The following is a 16,669-nucleotide window of genomic DNA, read 5'->3' on the forward strand; positions in this document are numbered from 1 at the left end:
AACTGGAAGAACGCAAGGCCGTCCGTGACACTCACGAACGCATCGCCGGCGCCGAGGCGCCCTAGTTCCAAGCGGTTGCCTTCCTCGTCGATGTAGATCCACAGCTGCCCCCCTTGAGGATGTGGGACCCGGACCAGTTCCACCTCGTAGGGGACACTCCAGCCCATACCGAAGAGGCCGTCATGGCGTATATCATTGCTGTCGTAACTGCGCGCCCAATCGATTCCAATCAAACCCGGGAGACTGAAGTCAACATCCTCAGGTCCACCGAGCACTTTGCTGCCAGTCGACACGATGACGGGATTGCCTACGCAACGCTTGAACAGCGAAAAGGGAAACATGCTCTTCAAGGGACGGGGACGGAACTTTATTCGTCGTGAAATGAGTATCCCTGCAATAATTCCCGTAAACATTGCAATCTTGCTTTTGCCATTGCGAATGTCACGAACCGTCGCCGTCCCGCCGCCAATTCGCACATTCGGCGACACTTTCTCATTTACATCGATAGTCGCATCACAGGTGGTCTTGTCACCGGATCGCGCTGCAGGCTGACCATTTATGAAAACCTTGTCCGATCCTTGGGCGATATAGTTGTCAGGCAGAGGTGGGTGGCGGCTGCATGAGATCAAATCTTTACTTCGGTCTTGCGCTCCAGGGTTCTTTGGTGTGGAGACGGGCGGGTTGAAGATGTCACGTATCGCCATGCCCAGTCCCAATACCGGCAACAAGTAGGGCGCCGCCGCCATTGCCATGGACCCCACATTTTCCAGGATGGAAGGTTCGGCTTGCTCGCCCTCGGCCGCTCCGCCTCCCGGTGGGCCCGTAATACCCGCTGCGCGGGCGGCAGGCTTGCTGTTGATGAACACGTTGCCTGACCCGCTCTCAATTTTTCCACAGGGATCGGGTGCGTCGACACTGTTGCCAAGCGCGTCGCAGAAGCTGGAGATGGCCTCTCCAATGGTCTGATCTTCGCCGACCGAAAGGGTGCTCGTTGCACCCACCGCTACGCCGGCGACGGCAGCGATGGCGAAGCCGGCTGCGCCGCCGGTCGCTACGGTACCTACAACGGCCAAACTGATGGCGGCGGCAACGGCAGCAGTTGCTGCTGCATAGATGGCGGCTTCGGCGATTGCGCTAAGCATTTCGGCGGCAAGCGACGGGTGTAGGATTGCATCGCCCTCACGGGCTGCATGGACGGTTTGCGCCATAGGTTTCAAGCTCTACGTGGTTAGAAAGGAATTGGGAAGAAGAGGGGCTTAGGCAAATCGGAGCTTTTGTTTGATCCCGCGCCAGTGCTCGATATCGCTGTCACTCAAGGGGCCGGGCTTGCTGTAGTTGAGCACTAGCAAGCGTTGCTGATAGGGCACCAGGCAGGCTGCTTGGAGTTGGAAGTTGGGCTTGTCGCCAACCATGAATTGAATGGCCATTTCGCGAGCCTCCACGAACTGCTCTGCGCCTCCCAGTCGCGCGACCTGGGTGGCGGTGATGGTCATTGCCTTCGATTTTTTGCGAAGTATGTTCAGTTGCTCGTCAATGGCTTCGTCCAAGGTCTGGTTGTGTGTGACTGGGCTGCGGGCCACTACCAATGTCGTTCCTCGGTTGGCGAAGCGCAGCATGTTCAGTGTCAGGTCTTCGGGGGCTTCTTCGCCCAGATCGAGAAGCACATCGTGAGTCAGGTATTCAGTCATGCGCAGGAGTCCTTTCTGGAGTTTTTGTGGTTATTCGAAATGCCCATCCACGTCGGCCCTTAGCCCGCTGGCGTCGCGGCCGTTCGCAGTGGCGCCCGCTTGCCCACCCTCAGGGTTAAGATCCAGCTTCGCTGCGGGTGTACCCGGAAGCAGGGCTTGCCGGCGACAACATCAAGGTGGCGCGCAGCAAGCGCCAGTTGTTCTGGGTAGGGTCCGGGGTCGGGGTGTTGGCCTTGTGCGTCACGGTCGCCAGCTGGCAGCGCTACTTCGACATCAATGCTGCCAAGGCGGCCAGCGTGCTGGCCAAGAGCAGGGAATTCAGCGACCACGAAGTGGACCAACGCCTGGATCCAACCGGGCGCAATTTGCTTGAACCGCTGGACCAGATTCGCGACGCGGTGGCGGTGTTTGGTGATTACCGAGCAGCCTGGCCCGGGGTTGCCGACCTGGGGCTGTACCAGGGCCGGACTATCGGGCCACGGGTCGACGAGGCCTACCTCAATTTGCTTTCCAGGCGGTTCTTGCCAGCGCTGGCCAGTGGCGTGGTCGATGCCATGGACGCAGCGCCCCCGGGAAGTGAGCAGCAAATGGCTGCGCTCAGGGTCTATCGGATGCTGGAGTATCGTCGCAACCGTCGGCCTGAGTGGGTCGAAGGCTGGATGGCCCACCAGTGGCAACAAAAATTCCCGGGGCAAGGGCAGTTGCAGCGCGACCTCATGCAGCACCTGAAGTACGCCTTGGCTTATGCCGATACCGACTTGCCTCAATACAGGCAACGTATCGCCGATGTACAGCAAGCGTTGCGCAAGGTGCCATTGCCCGAGCGGGTTTATGCAGGCCTCAAACAGCAGGCCGAGGAACAGTTGCGCACGGGCTTGAACCTGCGTCATCAAGTGGGGCCGGCTTTCGATGTGGTGTATCGCACCTCCTCCGGCAGCGGGCAGGGGGCGGGCAGCGTGATGCTCCCGTCGATGCTCACCGCCAAGGGCTTCAAGGCCTATTTCGAACCGCGCAGTCAGCACTTCGCCGAGCTGGCCATGATCGATCAGTGGGCACTGGGCGAGCGCGGCCAACTCGATTACTCGGACGCCGACCGGGAGGCGCTGAGCGAGCGCGTACGCAACCTTTACAGCGCTGACTTCATCGACAGTTGGCGCCATGCCTTGAATGCTTTTTCGGTAGCCGATTTCCGCGACCTGGACCATGGTGTGGCAATCCTGCAGCAGTTGACTGGGCCAACAGCCCCGCTGCACCGCCTGCTGGAGACGGTGAAAGACAACACATCGCTTTCGGCGCCCGCAGGCACCGACATCGTCAACCAGGCCGAAACACTGCGCCCGGCAAACAGCCCGCCAGGGCAGCAGCAGGCGTGGGCCATCCAGCGGGCGTTCGCCGGCTTGAGCGCCATGCTGCAGGCGGCGGGTGAAAAGCCGAGCTACTACGACGAAACCCTAGCCGCCATTACGGCCGTTCATGATTACGCCAAGGCCGTGCAAGACAGCCCGGACCGAGGCAGTGCCGCACTCCAGGCTGTTCATCAGCGCTTTTCGATGACCGGGCACGACCCGATCGGCACCTTGCAGCGGGTGGCGAGTGGCTTGCCGGAGCCGATCAATCACCAGGTGCGCAAAGTGGCCGAGCAAACCGCCATGGTGCTGAACGTCGAGGCCCTTCGCGAACTGGAGCGGCGCTGGGATGCCGAGGTGTACAGCTTCTTCCAGCAGCGCCTGGCAGGGCGCTACCCCTTCGTGGTGCGGGCGCCGGATGCCTCACTGGACGATTTCGAAGCCTTCTTTGGGCCCAAGGGGCGGTTGCAACAGTTTCAGGATCAATACCTGAAGGTTTTCCTGAAGGACAACCTCGAGGCATTGAAGGCGGGCCGCCAGGGTGGTTCGCTGATTCGAGCTGACGTGATCGAACAGCTGGAGGCGGCCGATCGCATCCGCGAAACCTTCTTCGACCCACGGGGCAACCTCAGCGTGCAGTTCAGCATCGAGCCTTTGGGGCTGAGTGCCAACCAGCGTACCAGCCTGCTGGATTTGGACGGGCAGCTGATTGCCTATACCCACGGGCCGAGCCAGATCATTGGCGTGATCTGGCCCAATACGCTGGGGCCGCAGGTGCGCAGCAACCTTACGCTGCTCAAGCAAGCCGGCACCAGCAGCAGCCTTGAGTACCGCGGGCCGTGGTCGATGTTCCGCCTGCTCAGCCGCGCAGCGCTGAACGGGCGCACGGCGAGCAGTGTTGACGTGAGCTTCCGCACCGGTGATGGCGTGATGCGCTATCGGTTGAATGCTGAAAAGGCGTTCAACCCCATCACCCAGCAACCGTTCAAGGGCTTCAAGTTGCCGCGGGGCCTGTTGCAGAGCACGGCGTCCAACTGACTGTTGAGCCCCTGAAGGTACTAATACCCGTGACGGACACCGTTGCGGGTATTTTTTTGCCTGGAGGATTTGGCGCCGCCCGCGTCAACCCGGCCAGAGCACACCGTAGGAGCGAGCAAAGCTCGCGATGCAATCTGACGGACGACGCAGGCCTTAAGGGCTCACTCGCGATTGGCAACGCATCGCGAGCTTTGCTCGCTCCTACACAGGTACAGGATTGCAGTACGCGGCGGCACAGAAAGACCTGCATTTTGAGCGATAACATTCGATAAGCCGTGATTATTAAGCCTTAGATTTCACTTGAAAAAAGCCTTCAACATGGTGAAAATTCACCTGTATTTACATATTACGTAACACAATACGAAATCGTAGGAGCAAACATGGCCCGGGGCGGTATCAACAAGGCGGTAGTGCAGCAGGCGCGGCAGGTGCTGATCGCCCGGGGTGAATACCCCAGCATCGATGCGGTACGTATCGAGTTGGGCAACACAGGTTCGAAAACCACCATTCACCGCTACCTGAAAGAGCTTGAAGGCGTAAAACCCGCGGCGTTACAGGGGCAGGCGGCCTTGAGCGAGCCCCTGAGCAAACTGGTGGCGCAACTGGCGGCGCAGGTACAGGAAGAGGCGGATGCGCAGGTTCTGGCGGCTGAAGCGGCGTTCAGCGAGGAACGCGAACAGTTGCAGGCGCAATTGCAGGTGGCCCAGCAGGCACTGGCGGCCGCCCACCAGCAACAGCAGATTCAAGCAGCCGCGCTGGCCGCTGAGTCGGAACGCCTGACTACCACGCAAAACACTCTGCAGGCCGAGCAGTTGCGCAGTGCAAGCCTCAACCAGTCACTCGGTGAATTGCAGCTGCGCCTGGCCGACAAGGACGAGCAGGTCAAATCGCTGGAAGACAAACACAGGCACGCCCGGGATGCGCTGGAGCATTACCGCACCGCCAGCCGCGAACAGCGCGAGCAGGAGCAGCGCCGCCACGAGGCGCAACTGCAGCAACTGCAGGTGGAACTGCGTCAGCTGCAGCAGGGCATGATCGTCAAGCAGGATGAACTCACGCGCCTGCACCGCGACAACGAACGCCTGCTTGGTGAGCACCGCCAGGCCACCAGCGAATGCAAGGTCCAGAATGAACTGCTGGAGCAGCGCGATGCGCAGATTCAAGGCTTGCGTACCATCCTTGCCCAGGCGCAGGGCGCCAGTGACGAGATGCGCAGGCAGTTGCAGGGGCTGGAGCAAGCCCTGGAAGACAAGCGAGCGCTGTATGGTGAGCAAGGCCGACAGTTGCAGCACTTGCAAGAAGAACTGCTCAAGCGTGATGAGGCCTTGAAGGCGTATAGGGACGCCGAACGATAGAGGCGTGTTCCGGCCGCACCGCTGGGCTATAGTCATAGGCGGCGCACGCTCCAGGGGCAGGGAATTGCATGGGTACGGCCAGAAAACAGGACGAAGATGGGCTGTACGCAATCACCGGTGAAGCACGCGCGGTGGCGTTGTTCCGATTGGTGCTGGCTTTCATGGCGGTGGTCATGCTGGCGTTCGTGCTGGTGGAGGGCTGGCGTATCTGGCGCGACTATCGGCACGCCTACAGCAATGCCGAAAACATGGTCACCAACCTGGCCAGGGCCATCGGCCAACACGCCGAGGATGCCATCCGCCAGGTGAACGCCATTACCGCCGCACTCGCTGAGCGCCTTGAAGGCGATGGCTTCGACCACCTCGACCGGCCACGGCTGCAGGCCTTGCTGGCCCAGCAGAAGCAGATCATGCCGCAATTGCACGGCTTGTTCGTGTACGGCCCGGACGGAAGCTGGATCGTCACCGACCAGGCCAGCATCCCGCCCGATGCGAACAACGCCGACCGCGACTATTTTGCCTATCACCGTACCCACACCGAGCGCGCCGTGCGCATCGGTACGGTGGTGCGTAGCCGCTCTTCAGGCGACCTGATCATTCCCATCTCGCGGCGGCTGGATAACCCTGACGGCAGTTTTGCCGGGGTTTTGCTGGGCACCATCAAGGTCGACTGGTTCGTGCGTTATTACGGCGACTTCAAGATCGATGAGCGGGGCGCGTTGGTGCTGGCCATGCGCGACGGCACCATCCTGGTCAGGCGGCCCTTCGTCGAACCCGTGATAGGGCGCAGCCTGGCCAACAGCGAAGTGTTCCGTAACCATTTGCCGTTCGCCAGTGAGGGGTTGGCCGAAGCGGTCGCGGTGGTTGATGGCACCCCGAGGCTGTATGCCTACCAGGCGCTGTCGACCTACCCCTTGGTGGTGGAGGCGGGGCTGTCGCAGGAATCGATCATCGCGCCCTGGCGGCACGATGTAATCAAGTCGGTGGCGGTGCTGCTTATATTGCTGGTGGGCCTGGCCGCCTTCGGTTGGGCAGTGCTGCGCCAGTTGCGCGAGCGGATCGCCATCGAGCGCGCACTGCACCAGGCGCATCAGACGCTCAAGACCTTGGCCCTGACCGACAGCCTCACGGGCCTGGGCAACCGGCGCCGGCTGGACGCGGTGTTCGAGACTGAACTCAAGCGGGCCCGGCGCCAAGGCTACCCGGTGGCGCTGGTGATGTTCGACCTGGACTATTTCAAGCGTTATAACGACCGCTATGGCCACCCGGCTGGTGACCAATGCCTGCGACGGTTTGCCGAGGTGCTGCAGCAATCGCTGAAACGCCCGGCTGACCTGGCGGTGCGCTATGGTGGCGAGGAGTTCACCTTGTTGCTGCCCGGCACCCACCTGCAAGGCGCCGAGCAGATGGTCGAAGAAATCCTGCTACTGCTGCGCCGGCAGATGATGGCGCACGCCGACAGTCCCTTGGGCCGGGTAACGGCCAGCGCGGGGATCGCGGTTGGCCATCCTGCGCGTGATGCGAGCACGTCGGAGAGCCTGATGGCGGCGGCAGACGGCGCGCTTTACGAGGCCAAGCGGCTAGGGCGGGATGGGTATACGGTGGCGGCGCCCCTGCTGGCAATCACAGGGTAATTGTGTCGCTGTCGCGCAGGGAACAGTGCCAGCAGCCGCGCCGCAACCCTCTGTAGGAGCGGGCTTGCCCCGCGAACACCGGCGCCGCCGGTGCCATGCCCCGCGGGACATGCAACCTCCTACTTGCAATGATTGGGTTATAACGTAACACTCAGAGCTCCCGCGTTCACCCGAGCCGCCATGCCATGACCGAAGAAGAACTGCTCCGCCAGGCCCCCGCAGCCTACATGAACGAAGTCCAGCAGCAATTCTTCCGCAGCTTGCTGCTAGGCCAGCGCGTCGACTTGCAGCAGCGTATCGAGCAGGAATTCCGCGCCTTGCGCGAACAAGAGGTGCACAGCGACCCTGCTGATATCGGCAGCGCGGAAGAGGAACGGCAGTGGCAGCTGCGCTCGCTGGAGCGGGAAAAGAAACTTCTGGACAAGATTGACCAGGCGCTGGAGCGCCTGGCCCGCGGTGACTACGGCTGGTGCGAGGAAACCGGCGAGCCCATTGGCTTGCGCCGCTTGCTGCTACGGCCCACGGCCACCCTGTGCATCGAGGCCAAGGAGCGCCAAGAGCAAAAGGAACGCCATCTGCGCGACGAGCGTTAATCCGCCGGCAGCCCCTGCGGCTGCAACTGCCAGCGCACCGAGCTGACCCCTTTTTCCAGGCTCACGCGGCTCACCAGGCGTTCCAGCTGGGCCGGCGCCTTGGGCGTGCCAAGCAGTTCGGCACGCACTTCCAGGCGCGCTGGGTTGGCCAAATCCTCGCTTTGTAGCGATTGCAGGCGCAGTTCCGGGTCATTCAGGCTGTGCAGCATCAAGCTGCGCACCTGAATTTCATCCTCGGCACGGCAAACAATGCGCACCTCGAAATGTTGCTCCACCTCAGTGGCCGGCAGTACTTCCTGGCGGTCGAGCCGCTGGGCGATATCGCGCAGCAGAATGTTGGCGCATAACACCACCAGGCTGCCAAGTGCTGCCTCCAGCAGCAATCCAAGGCTGCACAGCACGCCCACTGCAGCGGTGCACCAGAGGGTGGCGGCGGTGTTCAGGCCACGCACATTCAGGCCATCACGCATGATCACACCCCCTCCCAGAAAACCGATGCCCGACACCACGTAGGCGGCAATGCGCGAGGCATCAGTGGGGGCCATGCCTGGCACTGCCTGGGTCATCAGCACGAACAGGCAGGCACCCGTGCTGACCAAGGCATTGGTGCGCAAGCCGGTCAGGCGCTGACGCAGTTGGCGCTCGGCGCCGATCATGGCGCCCAGCAGCAGGGCGATGCTGACGCGCAGCAGAAAGACTTTCCAATCCATAGCGTACCTCTTCCACGGGCACAGGCCCGCATGATCGCCACATCAGGTGGCGCGGTTGAAAAACCAGAAAATGCGCAGGACCACGGAGGGAAGGAGGGAGGCAGCCTACCTGGGCTACCAGATTCACCGTCTTGCCAATGGCGAGACAGTGGCAGGGGCTGCCGGACTAGCTCGCCGAGTGGGCCTGTCGCAAGCGACTGGGGCTACTGTCCAATGCAGGACTCCTGTAAAGGGTTGCGAAGTTGCGCCGCGGACGTTACGCCCGCACAGGAGCGGGGTCAAGGGTGAAAGCATGACAAGGGATTCATGAGGAAATCCCCTACAACCGGTCACGCCTGCATGGAAATGCCCAGCCAGAATCGTTACCCTTCGCAGCATTCTTTGCCATCCCCGGAACCGTTACATGCTGTTCAATCTCGCCGTGTTGATTGGCACCTTGGTGGCCATGGAAGGGGTCGGCACGTTTGCGCACAAATACATCATGCACGGCTGGGGCTGGTGGCTGCACCGTTCGCACCACGAACCGCAACTGGGCATGCTTGAGACTAACGACCTGTACCTGCTGGCGCTGGCCTTGATCGCCACCGCCTTGGTGGTGCTGGGCAAGGCTGGCCATGCGCCGTTGCAGTGGGTAGGCGGTGGTGTGGCGGGGTACGGCGTGCTCTACGTGCTGGCCCATGACGGCTTCTTCCACCGGCACTGGCCACGCAAGCCACGCCCGGTGAGCCGCTACCTCAAGCGCCTGGACCGTGCCCATCGCCTGCACCATGCGGTGAAGGGGCGTACGGGCAGCGTGTCGTTCGGCTTTTTCTACGCGCCGCCCCTCAAGGTGCTCAAACGCCAGCTGCAGGCGCGGCGCAACAGGCCCTGAAGGCGTCAGTTGGCCGACTCGGCCTGCGCCTGCGCAGCCCCGTGGCCGCGGCTCACCCACCAGCCAAAGGCCGCCGCAGTGAAGAACATGATCAGGCTGTAGAGCGCCGCTGGCACGGCCATCGTGGGGTTGTTCAACAGTGACGGGCTCAACGCCAGGGCGATCGCCAAGGTGCCGTTATGGATGCCGATCTCCATGCCAATGGCAATGGCCTGGCGCTTGGGGATGTTCAGCAAGCGTGGCACCCAGTAACCCGCTGCCAGGCTCAGCACGTTGAACAGCAGCGCCGCCAGGCCCACTACCGGTGCATAGGCGACGACGGTCTGCCAGTCCTTGGCCAGGGCCAGGACGATGGTGAACGCCAGGAACAACGCTGCCACCAGCTTCATCGGTTTCTCCATGCGTGCGGCAAAGCCCGGCGCCCAACGGCGAATCATCATGCCCAGGGCCACCGGCAGCAGTACGATGGCGAACACCTGCAGAACCTTGGCAAATTGCAGCGGGATTGCCTGGTCCGAGGCCATGAACCAGGCCAGCGACAGGTTCACCAGCAGCGGCATGGTCAGGATGGCGATCAGCGAGTTGACCGCCGTCAGGGTGATGTTCAGCGCCACGTCACCGTGGGCCAGGTGGCTGAACAGGTTGGCGGTGGTGCCGCCCGGCGAGGCTGCCAGCAGCATCAGGCCAACCGCCAGGGCAGATTCCAGGCCGAAGCCATTGGCGATCAGGAAACACACCAGCGGCAGCAGCAGGATCTGGCAGCACAAGCCGACCAGCACCGGCTTGGGGTACTTCACCACCCGGGCAAAATCGGCCAGGGTCAGCGACAGCCCAAGGCCGAGCATGATGATGCCCAAGGCCAGGGGCAGGACGGCGGTAAGCAGGGGCGAAGCAGTCATTGGCAAATTCTCGGGCACATGAATGCAAGCAGTCTAGGCCGCCCTTGGGCGCAGGTTGATCGCATTGCGCCAGCACTTGGTAACTTATTGTTACTGGACCTCGGCCCCATCCTGCCGCGCAGCGCGTGCATGCCACATTGCGATAGGCGGTCGGGCGCAGTAGCATTCCCGCTTTTTTACCGAGGATTAGCCTGTCATGCCGTTTCAGCAAGGTCTGCTTGCCACTCCGGTGCCGGCCCATGCCCGCCACCTGTTCTTCTCCCTGCAGTCGCCCGAAGCATTGCCTGCGGCCCTGGATGCGCTGCTGCCCCAGGTAGACGGCCAGCAGCTGGTGCTTGGCATTGGCGCGCCGCTGGTGAAGGCACTGGGCCGTGAAGTGCCGGGCCTGCGGGCCTTCCCGCAACTGGGTGCGGCAGTGGAGAACCCCAGCACCCAGCATGCGCTGTGGCTGTGGCTGCGCGGCAACGAACGTGGCGAGTTGCTGTTGCAGGCCCAGGCCCTGGAAAAGCTGCTGGCCCCGGCCTTGAGCCTGGCCGATAGCGTCGATGGCTTCCTGCACCGCGGCGGCCATGACTTGACCGGGTACGAGGACGGCACCGAAAACCCCGTCGACCAGGACGCGGTAGACGCCGCCATCGTGGTTGGCCAAGCCCCAGGCCTGGCAGGCTCCAGCTTCGCCGCCTTCCAGCTGTGGAAACACGACCTGGCGTATTTCAAGTCGCTGCCCCAGCAAGACCAGGACAACATCATCGGCCGCCGGCTGAGCGATAACGAAGAACTCGACGACGCGCCCGAGTCGGCCCACGTCAAGCGCACCGCACAGGAGAGTTTCGAGCCCGAGGCCTTCATGGTGCGCCGTTCGGTGGCCTGGGCCGACAGCCGTGGCGCGGGCCTGGCGTTCGTCGCCCTGGGCCACAGCTTCGAGGCGTTCGAGGTGCAACTGCGACGCATGAGTGGCCTGGAGGACGGCATCATCGACGGCCTGTACCGCTTCAGCCGCCCGCTGACCGGCGGCTTCTACTGGTGCCCGCCGATGGGCGAAGTGGGCGTGGACCTGCGCCTGCTGCTGGCCTAACTGCAGCTGGAACAACCGGTCGCTGGCGCGCCAAATACTCCCGGGCCGCATATTTAACGCCACCGGTCCGAACCTGTCGCACTAAAACGAATGCATTGATATCGCCGAACTCTCAACCTGTGTACGGCGCCTGTGCCGTGCACTTTTGAAGTCACATGAGGTTAGAAGACCATGGCCAACAAAGAGAACAGCCGTACCGGCAGCCAAGGCAGCCAGGGTGGCAACAAGAACCCGGGCAACTTCGCCAATGACCGGCAAAAGGCTTCCGACGCCGGCCGCAAGGGCGGCCAGTCCTCAGGGGGCGGCAACATGCACCAGGACCGCGAGTCGGGCCGCAAGGGCGGCCGCTCGTAAGTGACGGCGCGCAGTGCCGGGGCGACCTGGCACTGCGCCCATTCGAGCAGGGCTTGCAATCAGGTAGCGATTGCCGACAATGGCAGCGCCCATCGCAAGCCACCCGGACACCCGCGCGCAATGATGCTGATCAAGCAATTCCCTGATATCTCTCTGGACGACACCCTGTTCGTCTTCGCCCTTGAAGCCGAAGCGGGCAGCGTGTTTGCCCACGTCAATACCGTGTTCACCGGCATCGGCAAGGTCAATGCAGCCATCGCGTTGACCAAGGCCATCGCTCGGCGCCGGCCAAAGTTGATCGTCAACCTGGGTTCCGCTGGCAGCCTGCGCCACGGCAAGGGCACCGTCGTGTGCTGCACACGCTTCGTGCAGCGTGATATGGACGTGACCCCGCTCGGGTTCGCCCGCTACCAGACGCCGCTCGCCGATATCCCGGTACTGCTGGAACATGGCCAGGCCATTCCAGGTTTACCGGTGGAAGCCTGCGGCAGTGGCGACAGCTTCGAGATCAACCACGGTGATGCGCCTTACGATGTGGTCGACATGGAGGCCTATGTGTTTGCCCTGATCGCCCGCGAAGAAGGCATTCCATTCGTATGCCTCAAATACATTTCCGATGACGCCGGCTCCGATGCCGCGCAGGACTGGTCGGTGCAAGTGCACCTGGCGGCGCAGGCGTTCGAGCAAGTGCTGTTCACCCAGGTGGATTGAGCCTGCCGCAAGGCTGACGGGGTAAACCTTCAGCGCGCCATGCGGTCGGTTCTGGTAGGGCCCGCCAACTGCCGGGCCGTCCTCGGGAGCTACTGACATGGCCAGGGCAATCTGGAAAGGTGCGATCAGCTTCGGCCTGGTGCATATCCCTGTGTCGCTGAACACCGCCGTACGCAGCGAGCGGGTGGATTTCGATTGGCTCGACAAGCGCAGCATGGAGCCGGTGGGCTACAAGCGGGTAAACAAGGTCACCGGCAAGGAAATCGACAAGGACAACATCGTCAAGGGCGTGGAGTACGAGAAGGGCCGCTACGTGGTGATCAGCGAGGAGGAAATCCGCAAGGCGCGCCCGGAAGCCACCCAGACCATTGAAATCTTCTCGTTCGTGCAAGCCTCGGAAATCCCGCTGCAGCACTTCGATACCCCGTATTACCTGAGCCCCGACAAGCGCGGCGGCAAAGTCTACGCGCTGCTGCGCGACACCCTTGAAAAGACGGGCAAGGTGGCCTTGGCCACGGTGGTGCTGCATACCCGCCAGCACCTGGCCTTGTTACGCCCACTGGACGAGGCGCTGGTGATGATTACCCTGCGCTGGCCCGAGGAAGTGCGTGGGCTGGAAACCCTGGAACTGGACAACAGCGTGACCGACAGCAAGCCGGCCAAACGGGAACTGGACATGGCCCGGCGGCTGGTGGACGACATGAGCGGCCCGTGGGCGCCGGACGATTACCATGATGCGTTTCGCCAGACCATCATGGACCTGGTGCAAGAGAAGGCCAGCAAGGGCAAGATTGCCGTGGTCGACAAGGGGCAAGGCGAGGCGGACGAGAAGGGCGCCGATATCATCGACCTCACCGAATTGCTCAAGCGCAGCCTGGGGGGCAAGAAAGCCGCCAAACGCACGCGCAAGGCCTCCTGAAACCAGGCCCGCTTTTTTGGTAGGAGCGAGCGCAGCTCGCGAAGCGGTGGTTCAGGTGAATTGGGTTTGAAGGCAGTGTATTCCTGGCAAATCGCATCGCGAGCTTTGCTCGCTCCTACGTACGGGATTCATGCGGGATTCGCCACTCAAAGCAACACCAATTCGAACGGCTGCAGCAGGCACTCCTGCAGGTTGACCGGCAGCACCGCCGGGCGAGGGCCGTCCGTTTGCAGTTGGCTGACATGCGCGGCCAGGGCTTTGCGCTTGCGGGCAACGCTGGCCTCGTCCAATTGCAGGCGATGGGCACGGGCCCAAGGCAGACGCGGGTCATCCGGCTGGGCCCAGTCCCAGGCCCACACCGGTACTTCCACCAGTTGCGCCTTGCGCGCCTGGGCCGCCTGGGCTGCAGCACGGCCCACGGCCTCGTGGTCGCAATGGCCGTCGTCGCGCCAGGTGGCCATCAGCACATCATCCGGGCGCAGTACTTGGGTCAGGTGGTTGACCAGGAAGGCCTCCTCGCGTGGCAGGCCGCCGTCCTTGAGGTTCAGCCGGCGCCAGTCCAGGCGCATCAGGTCAAGGTCGAGGGCCTGCAGGGCCTGGCGGCTTTCCAGCGGGCGTTGCCGGCGCAGGCGGTGTTCGGTCCAATGCGCGCAGCCGGGGTGGCTGCCTTCGCCATCGGTGGCGGAGATCAGCACCAGGTCGTCCTCGCGCCCGCGCAGGTTAGCCAGCAAGCCTCCCGCCATCAGGATTTCATCGCCTGGGTGTGGGGCAATCAGCACCAATCGGCGGCCTGCCGGCAACAGTTGCTGCACGTTCATCCAGGTGGCACGGGCCAGATGAGCGCCTTGCTGCCAGGCGGCCCACGGGGTGCCGTTACTGGACTGAATCAGGTTAGGGTTCATAGTCTCCAGGCTCCGGCCGGCATTTGGGCCAACTGATGCTCATGCCAGCCCCATTTGCTTGCGCATGCGCGCGGTGATTGATTGGCGGGTCTTGGCCAGGTCTGCCCAGGGGTCGTCGACTTCGACCAGGCGCTGGCGCAGGTTGCCGATGTGCCACTGGTTGGCGCCCTTGAGCTGTGCCAACTCCTCGCGCCAGATCGGCACCGACACCGGCAGGCCTTCGCGGGCGCGCAGGGAATAGGCGCATACGGTGGTGGCGCCTTTGCCGTTGCGCAGGTAGTCGATGAAGATGCGCCCAACCCGGTTTTTCGGGCCCGATACCGCGCTGAGGCGGTCGGGGAACAGCTCGGCCAGGTAGTTGACGATGGCGTGGCTGAAGGCCTTCACCTCATCCCAGTTGGCGCGCCGGGTCAGTGGAACCACCAGGTGCATGCCCTTGCCGCCGCTGGTTTTCAGAAATACCTTCAGGCCCAGTTCGTCGAGCAGGGTCAGCGTCAGCTGGGTGGCTTCGAGCATGGCTTTCCAGGGCAGCGCCGGGTCCGGGTCGAGGTCAAGAACGAAGCGGTCGGGCTTGTCGAAGTCCTTGTCGGTGGCGTTCCAGGTGTGCAGTTCCAGCATGTTCATCTGCACCGCGCCCAACAGTGTGTCTGGGCGGTTGATGACCATGGCCGCTTGGCCGGCTTCGGCCTTGTCATAGGCCAGCAAGTGGGGGAGGTGCAACGGGTCGGCGTGCTTCTGGAAAAACAGCTCGCCGCCCAGGCCGTCCGGCGCACGCACCAGCGCCACCGGGCGGTGCTTGAGTTGCGGCAGAATCCACGGGCTGATGTCGGCGTAGTATTCGGCGATTTGCCGTTTGCTTGCGCCAATGGTGGCGTCGATCACCCGGTCTGGGTGGGTCAGGCGCAGCTTGCCGAGGCCTTTGGGCAGTGCGTGCGTGCGGGGGTTATTGCCGGGCATGGCATGCTCCAGGTCGATGGCCATGGCTGGCTTGTCATCGCGCAGGCCATGGAACACGGAATGACGCACCACGCCATCGCGGGTCATCTGCGCATAGGCGACTTCGGCCAGCAACTGTGGCTTGAGCCAGTGCACCCCGCGGGCCTCGGCACCGGTTGGCGGCCTGGGTAGGGCAGGCTTGGCGATTTCCAGGGGTTTCAGGCGGGCATGCAGAGTGGCCAGGGTGGTGGCGCTGAAGCCGGTACCGACCTTGCCGGCGTAGCGCAGCTCGCCGCTGTCGGTGTCGTGCAAGGCCAACAGCAGGGCGCCAAAGCCGCTGCGGCTGCCTTTGGGGTCGGTGAAGCCGACGATCACGAACTCCTGGCGCTGCTTGCACTTGAGCTTGATCCAGTCGGCGCTGCGCCTGCCCACGTACGGGCTGCCCGCGCGCTTGCCAATCAACCCTTCAAGTTCCAGGCGGCAGGCGCTGTCGAGCAGGGCATCGACCGGCTGATCGAAGTCTTCGGAAAACCTCAGGGGTGCTGATGGCGCGTGCGCCAGCAACTGGCGCAGCGCTGCCCTGCGCTGCTGCAGCGGCAGTTGGCGAAGGTCTTCGCCGCCCAGATACGGCAGGTCGAACACGTAATAGGTCAGCGGCTCGTCATTGGCGCTGTCGAAGGCATTCTGCAGTGCCTGGAAGTCGGCCTTGCCGTTTTCATCGTTGGCCACCATTTCGCCATCAAGCCACGCCGAGTCGACACCCAGGGCCTGCAAGGCCGCAACCTGGCGCGGCATTTTCGCGCTCCAGTCGTGGCCATTGCGCGTGAACAGGCGCACGTCATCGCCCTGGATGCGGGCCAGGATACGGTAGCCGTCGAACTTGATCTCGTAATGCCACTCGCCGCTGGGCGGCGAGTCGACCAGCGTGGCCAATTGCGGCTGCAGCTGCTTGGGCAGCTCGGCCTTCCTACCGGCACTGGCACGCTTGCGCGCAGTGCGCGGGGCGAGCTTGGCTGCACGTCTGGGCAGCAAGGTACGGTCGCTGAGCACGCTGTCGGGCTGGGCCTGGACGACGCTGTACTGCGCTTCGCTGCGGGCCTCGCCATCCTGGGACTTGACCAGCATCCACTGTTCTTTCTTGCCGGCCAGGCGGGTGCGGAACAGGTGCCACAGGCCACTGAGCTTTTCACCTTGCAGGCGAAAGCTCAGTTTGCCGTGCGCATAGCCCTGGCGTGCATCGCCCTCCGGCACCCAGATGCCCCGGTCCCAGACGATGACATCACCGGCGCCATAATGGCCCTCGGGGATGTGGCCTTCGAAATCGGCGTAGTCCAGCGGGTGGTCTTCCACATGCACCGCCAGGCGCTTCACGCTGGGATCAAGCGAAGGGCCCTTGGGGAGAGCCCAGCTTTTCAGCGTGCCATCCAGCTCAAGGCGAAAATCGTAATGCAGGTGGCTGGCGTCGTGCTTTTGGATGCAGTAGCGCAGGGCATGGGCCTTGCCCCGGCCGCGCTTACCCCTGGGCTCGGGCGAGGCGCCGAAGTCACGCTTGCGCTGGTATTCCTGCAGTGCCTTGGCCATCACGGGCTCCAGGGATAAGGCTCTCTAGAAATGGGAGCGGGTGGCCGCCGGCCGAGT

At 63.1% G+C, this 16,669-nt stretch carries 15 protein-coding genes; 9 read left to right on the plus strand and 6 right to left on the minus strand.

The features are described 5' to 3' along the window. Both F3J45_RS15350 and F3J45_RS15355 read right to left on the minus strand, forming a co-directional pair. A partial coding sequence (locus F3J45_RS15350; RefSeq protein WP_205300533.1) for a PAAR domain-containing protein occupies positions 1–1,208 on the minus strand: 1,208 nt, incomplete at its 3' end. Positions 1,209–1,256: 48 nt separating this feature from the next. Continuing rightward, complete coding sequence (locus F3J45_RS15355) at positions 1,257–1,688, minus strand: DcrB-related protein (protein WP_167064038.1); 432 nt, start codon at positions 1,686–1,688, stop codon at positions 1,257–1,259. Positions 1,689–1,825: 137 nt separating this feature from the next. Here F3J45_RS15355 and tssM point away from each other — a divergent pair, with 137 nt between their 5' ends. From tssM to dksA, 4 genes are all read left to right on the plus strand, one after another. Continuing rightward, positions 1,826–4,072: a type VI secretion system membrane subunit TssM gene (tssM, locus tag F3J45_RS15360; RefSeq protein WP_205300534.1), complete on the plus strand. Its 2,247-nt coding sequence runs from the start codon at positions 1,826–1,828 to the stop codon at positions 4,070–4,072. A gap of 380 nt (positions 4,073–4,452) precedes the next feature. Next, positions 4,453–5,427 (plus strand): DNA-binding protein, encoded by a 975-nt coding sequence (locus F3J45_RS15365; RefSeq protein WP_167064041.1) that lies wholly within the window; start codon positions 4,453–4,455, stop codon positions 5,425–5,427. A gap of 68 nt (positions 5,428–5,495) precedes the next feature. After that, a complete protein-coding gene (locus F3J45_RS15370) occupies positions 5,496–7,061 on the plus strand; it encodes a sensor domain-containing diguanylate cyclase (RefSeq protein ID WP_167064044.1) in 1,566 nt (521 codons plus the stop codon). A 185-nt stretch (positions 7,062–7,246) separates the two neighbouring features. Next, positions 7,247–7,654 carry an RNA polymerase-binding protein DksA gene (gene dksA / locus F3J45_RS15375; RefSeq protein WP_167064047.1) on the plus strand — a complete coding sequence of 136 codons (408 nt, stop codon included), beginning with the start codon at positions 7,247–7,249 and terminating at the stop codon, positions 7,652–7,654. Here the strand turns inward: dksA and F3J45_RS15380 are convergent. Then, entirely contained in the window at positions 7,651–8,364 is a 714-nt protein-coding gene (locus F3J45_RS15380; RefSeq protein ID WP_167064050.1) for an MgtC/SapB family protein, read from the minus strand. The two genes, dksA and F3J45_RS15380, sit on opposite strands and share 4 nt — an antisense overlap. Before the next feature lie 403 nt (positions 8,365–8,767). Here F3J45_RS15380 and F3J45_RS15385 point away from each other — a divergent pair, with 403 nt between their 5' ends. Further along, positions 8,768–9,235 (plus strand): sterol desaturase family protein, encoded by a 468-nt coding sequence (locus F3J45_RS15385; RefSeq protein WP_167064053.1) that lies wholly within the window; start codon positions 8,768–8,770, stop codon positions 9,233–9,235. Between the two features lie 5 nt (positions 9,236–9,240). On the opposite strand, the gene F3J45_RS15390 is transcribed toward F3J45_RS15385, so the two are convergent. Next, positions 9,241–10,134, minus strand: a complete 894-nt coding sequence (locus tag F3J45_RS15390) for a bile acid:sodium symporter family protein (RefSeq protein WP_167064056.1) — start codon at positions 10,132–10,134, stop codon at positions 9,241–9,243. A 196-nt stretch (positions 10,135–10,330) separates the two neighbouring features. Here F3J45_RS15390 and F3J45_RS15395 point away from each other — a divergent pair, with 196 nt between their 5' ends. From F3J45_RS15395 to F3J45_RS15410, 4 genes are all read left to right on the plus strand, one after another. After that, complete coding sequence (locus F3J45_RS15395) at positions 10,331–11,209, plus strand: Dyp-type peroxidase (protein ID WP_167064059.1); 879 nt, start codon at positions 10,331–10,333, stop codon at positions 11,207–11,209. 171 nt (positions 11,210–11,380) lie between these two features. Next, positions 11,381–11,563 (plus strand): general stress protein, encoded by a 183-nt coding sequence (locus F3J45_RS15400; protein WP_167064062.1) that lies wholly within the window; start codon positions 11,381–11,383, stop codon positions 11,561–11,563. 120 nt (positions 11,564–11,683) lie between these two features. Then, a complete protein-coding gene (locus F3J45_RS15405) occupies positions 11,684–12,274 on the plus strand; it encodes a nucleosidase (RefSeq protein ID WP_167064065.1) in 591 nt (196 codons plus the stop codon). A gap of 97 nt (positions 12,275–12,371) precedes the next feature. Beyond that, on the plus strand, positions 12,372–13,193 hold the full coding sequence (locus tag F3J45_RS15410) for a Ku protein (RefSeq protein WP_167064068.1): 822 nt from the start codon (positions 12,372–12,374) through the stop codon (positions 13,191–13,193). Positions 13,194–13,339: 146 nt separating this feature from the next. Here the strand turns inward: F3J45_RS15410 and F3J45_RS15415 are convergent, their stop codons facing one another. Both F3J45_RS15415 and ligD read right to left on the minus strand, forming a co-directional pair. Next, positions 13,340–14,095, minus strand: a complete 756-nt coding sequence (locus F3J45_RS15415) for a PIG-L deacetylase family protein (RefSeq protein WP_167064071.1) — start codon at positions 14,093–14,095, stop codon at positions 13,340–13,342. A gap of 39 nt (positions 14,096–14,134) precedes the next feature. Continuing rightward, positions 14,135–16,612, minus strand: coding sequence for a DNA ligase D (ligD, locus tag F3J45_RS15420; RefSeq protein WP_167064074.1), 2,478 nt, complete (start codon positions 16,610–16,612; stop codon positions 14,135–14,137). Positions 16,613–16,669 lie beyond the last annotated feature (57 nt).

Origin of the sequence: Pantoea sp. Ap-967 (assembly GCF_011752565.1) — a bacterium.
Taxonomy (GTDB): domain Bacteria; phylum Pseudomonadota; class Gammaproteobacteria; order Pseudomonadales; family Pseudomonadaceae; genus Aquipseudomonas.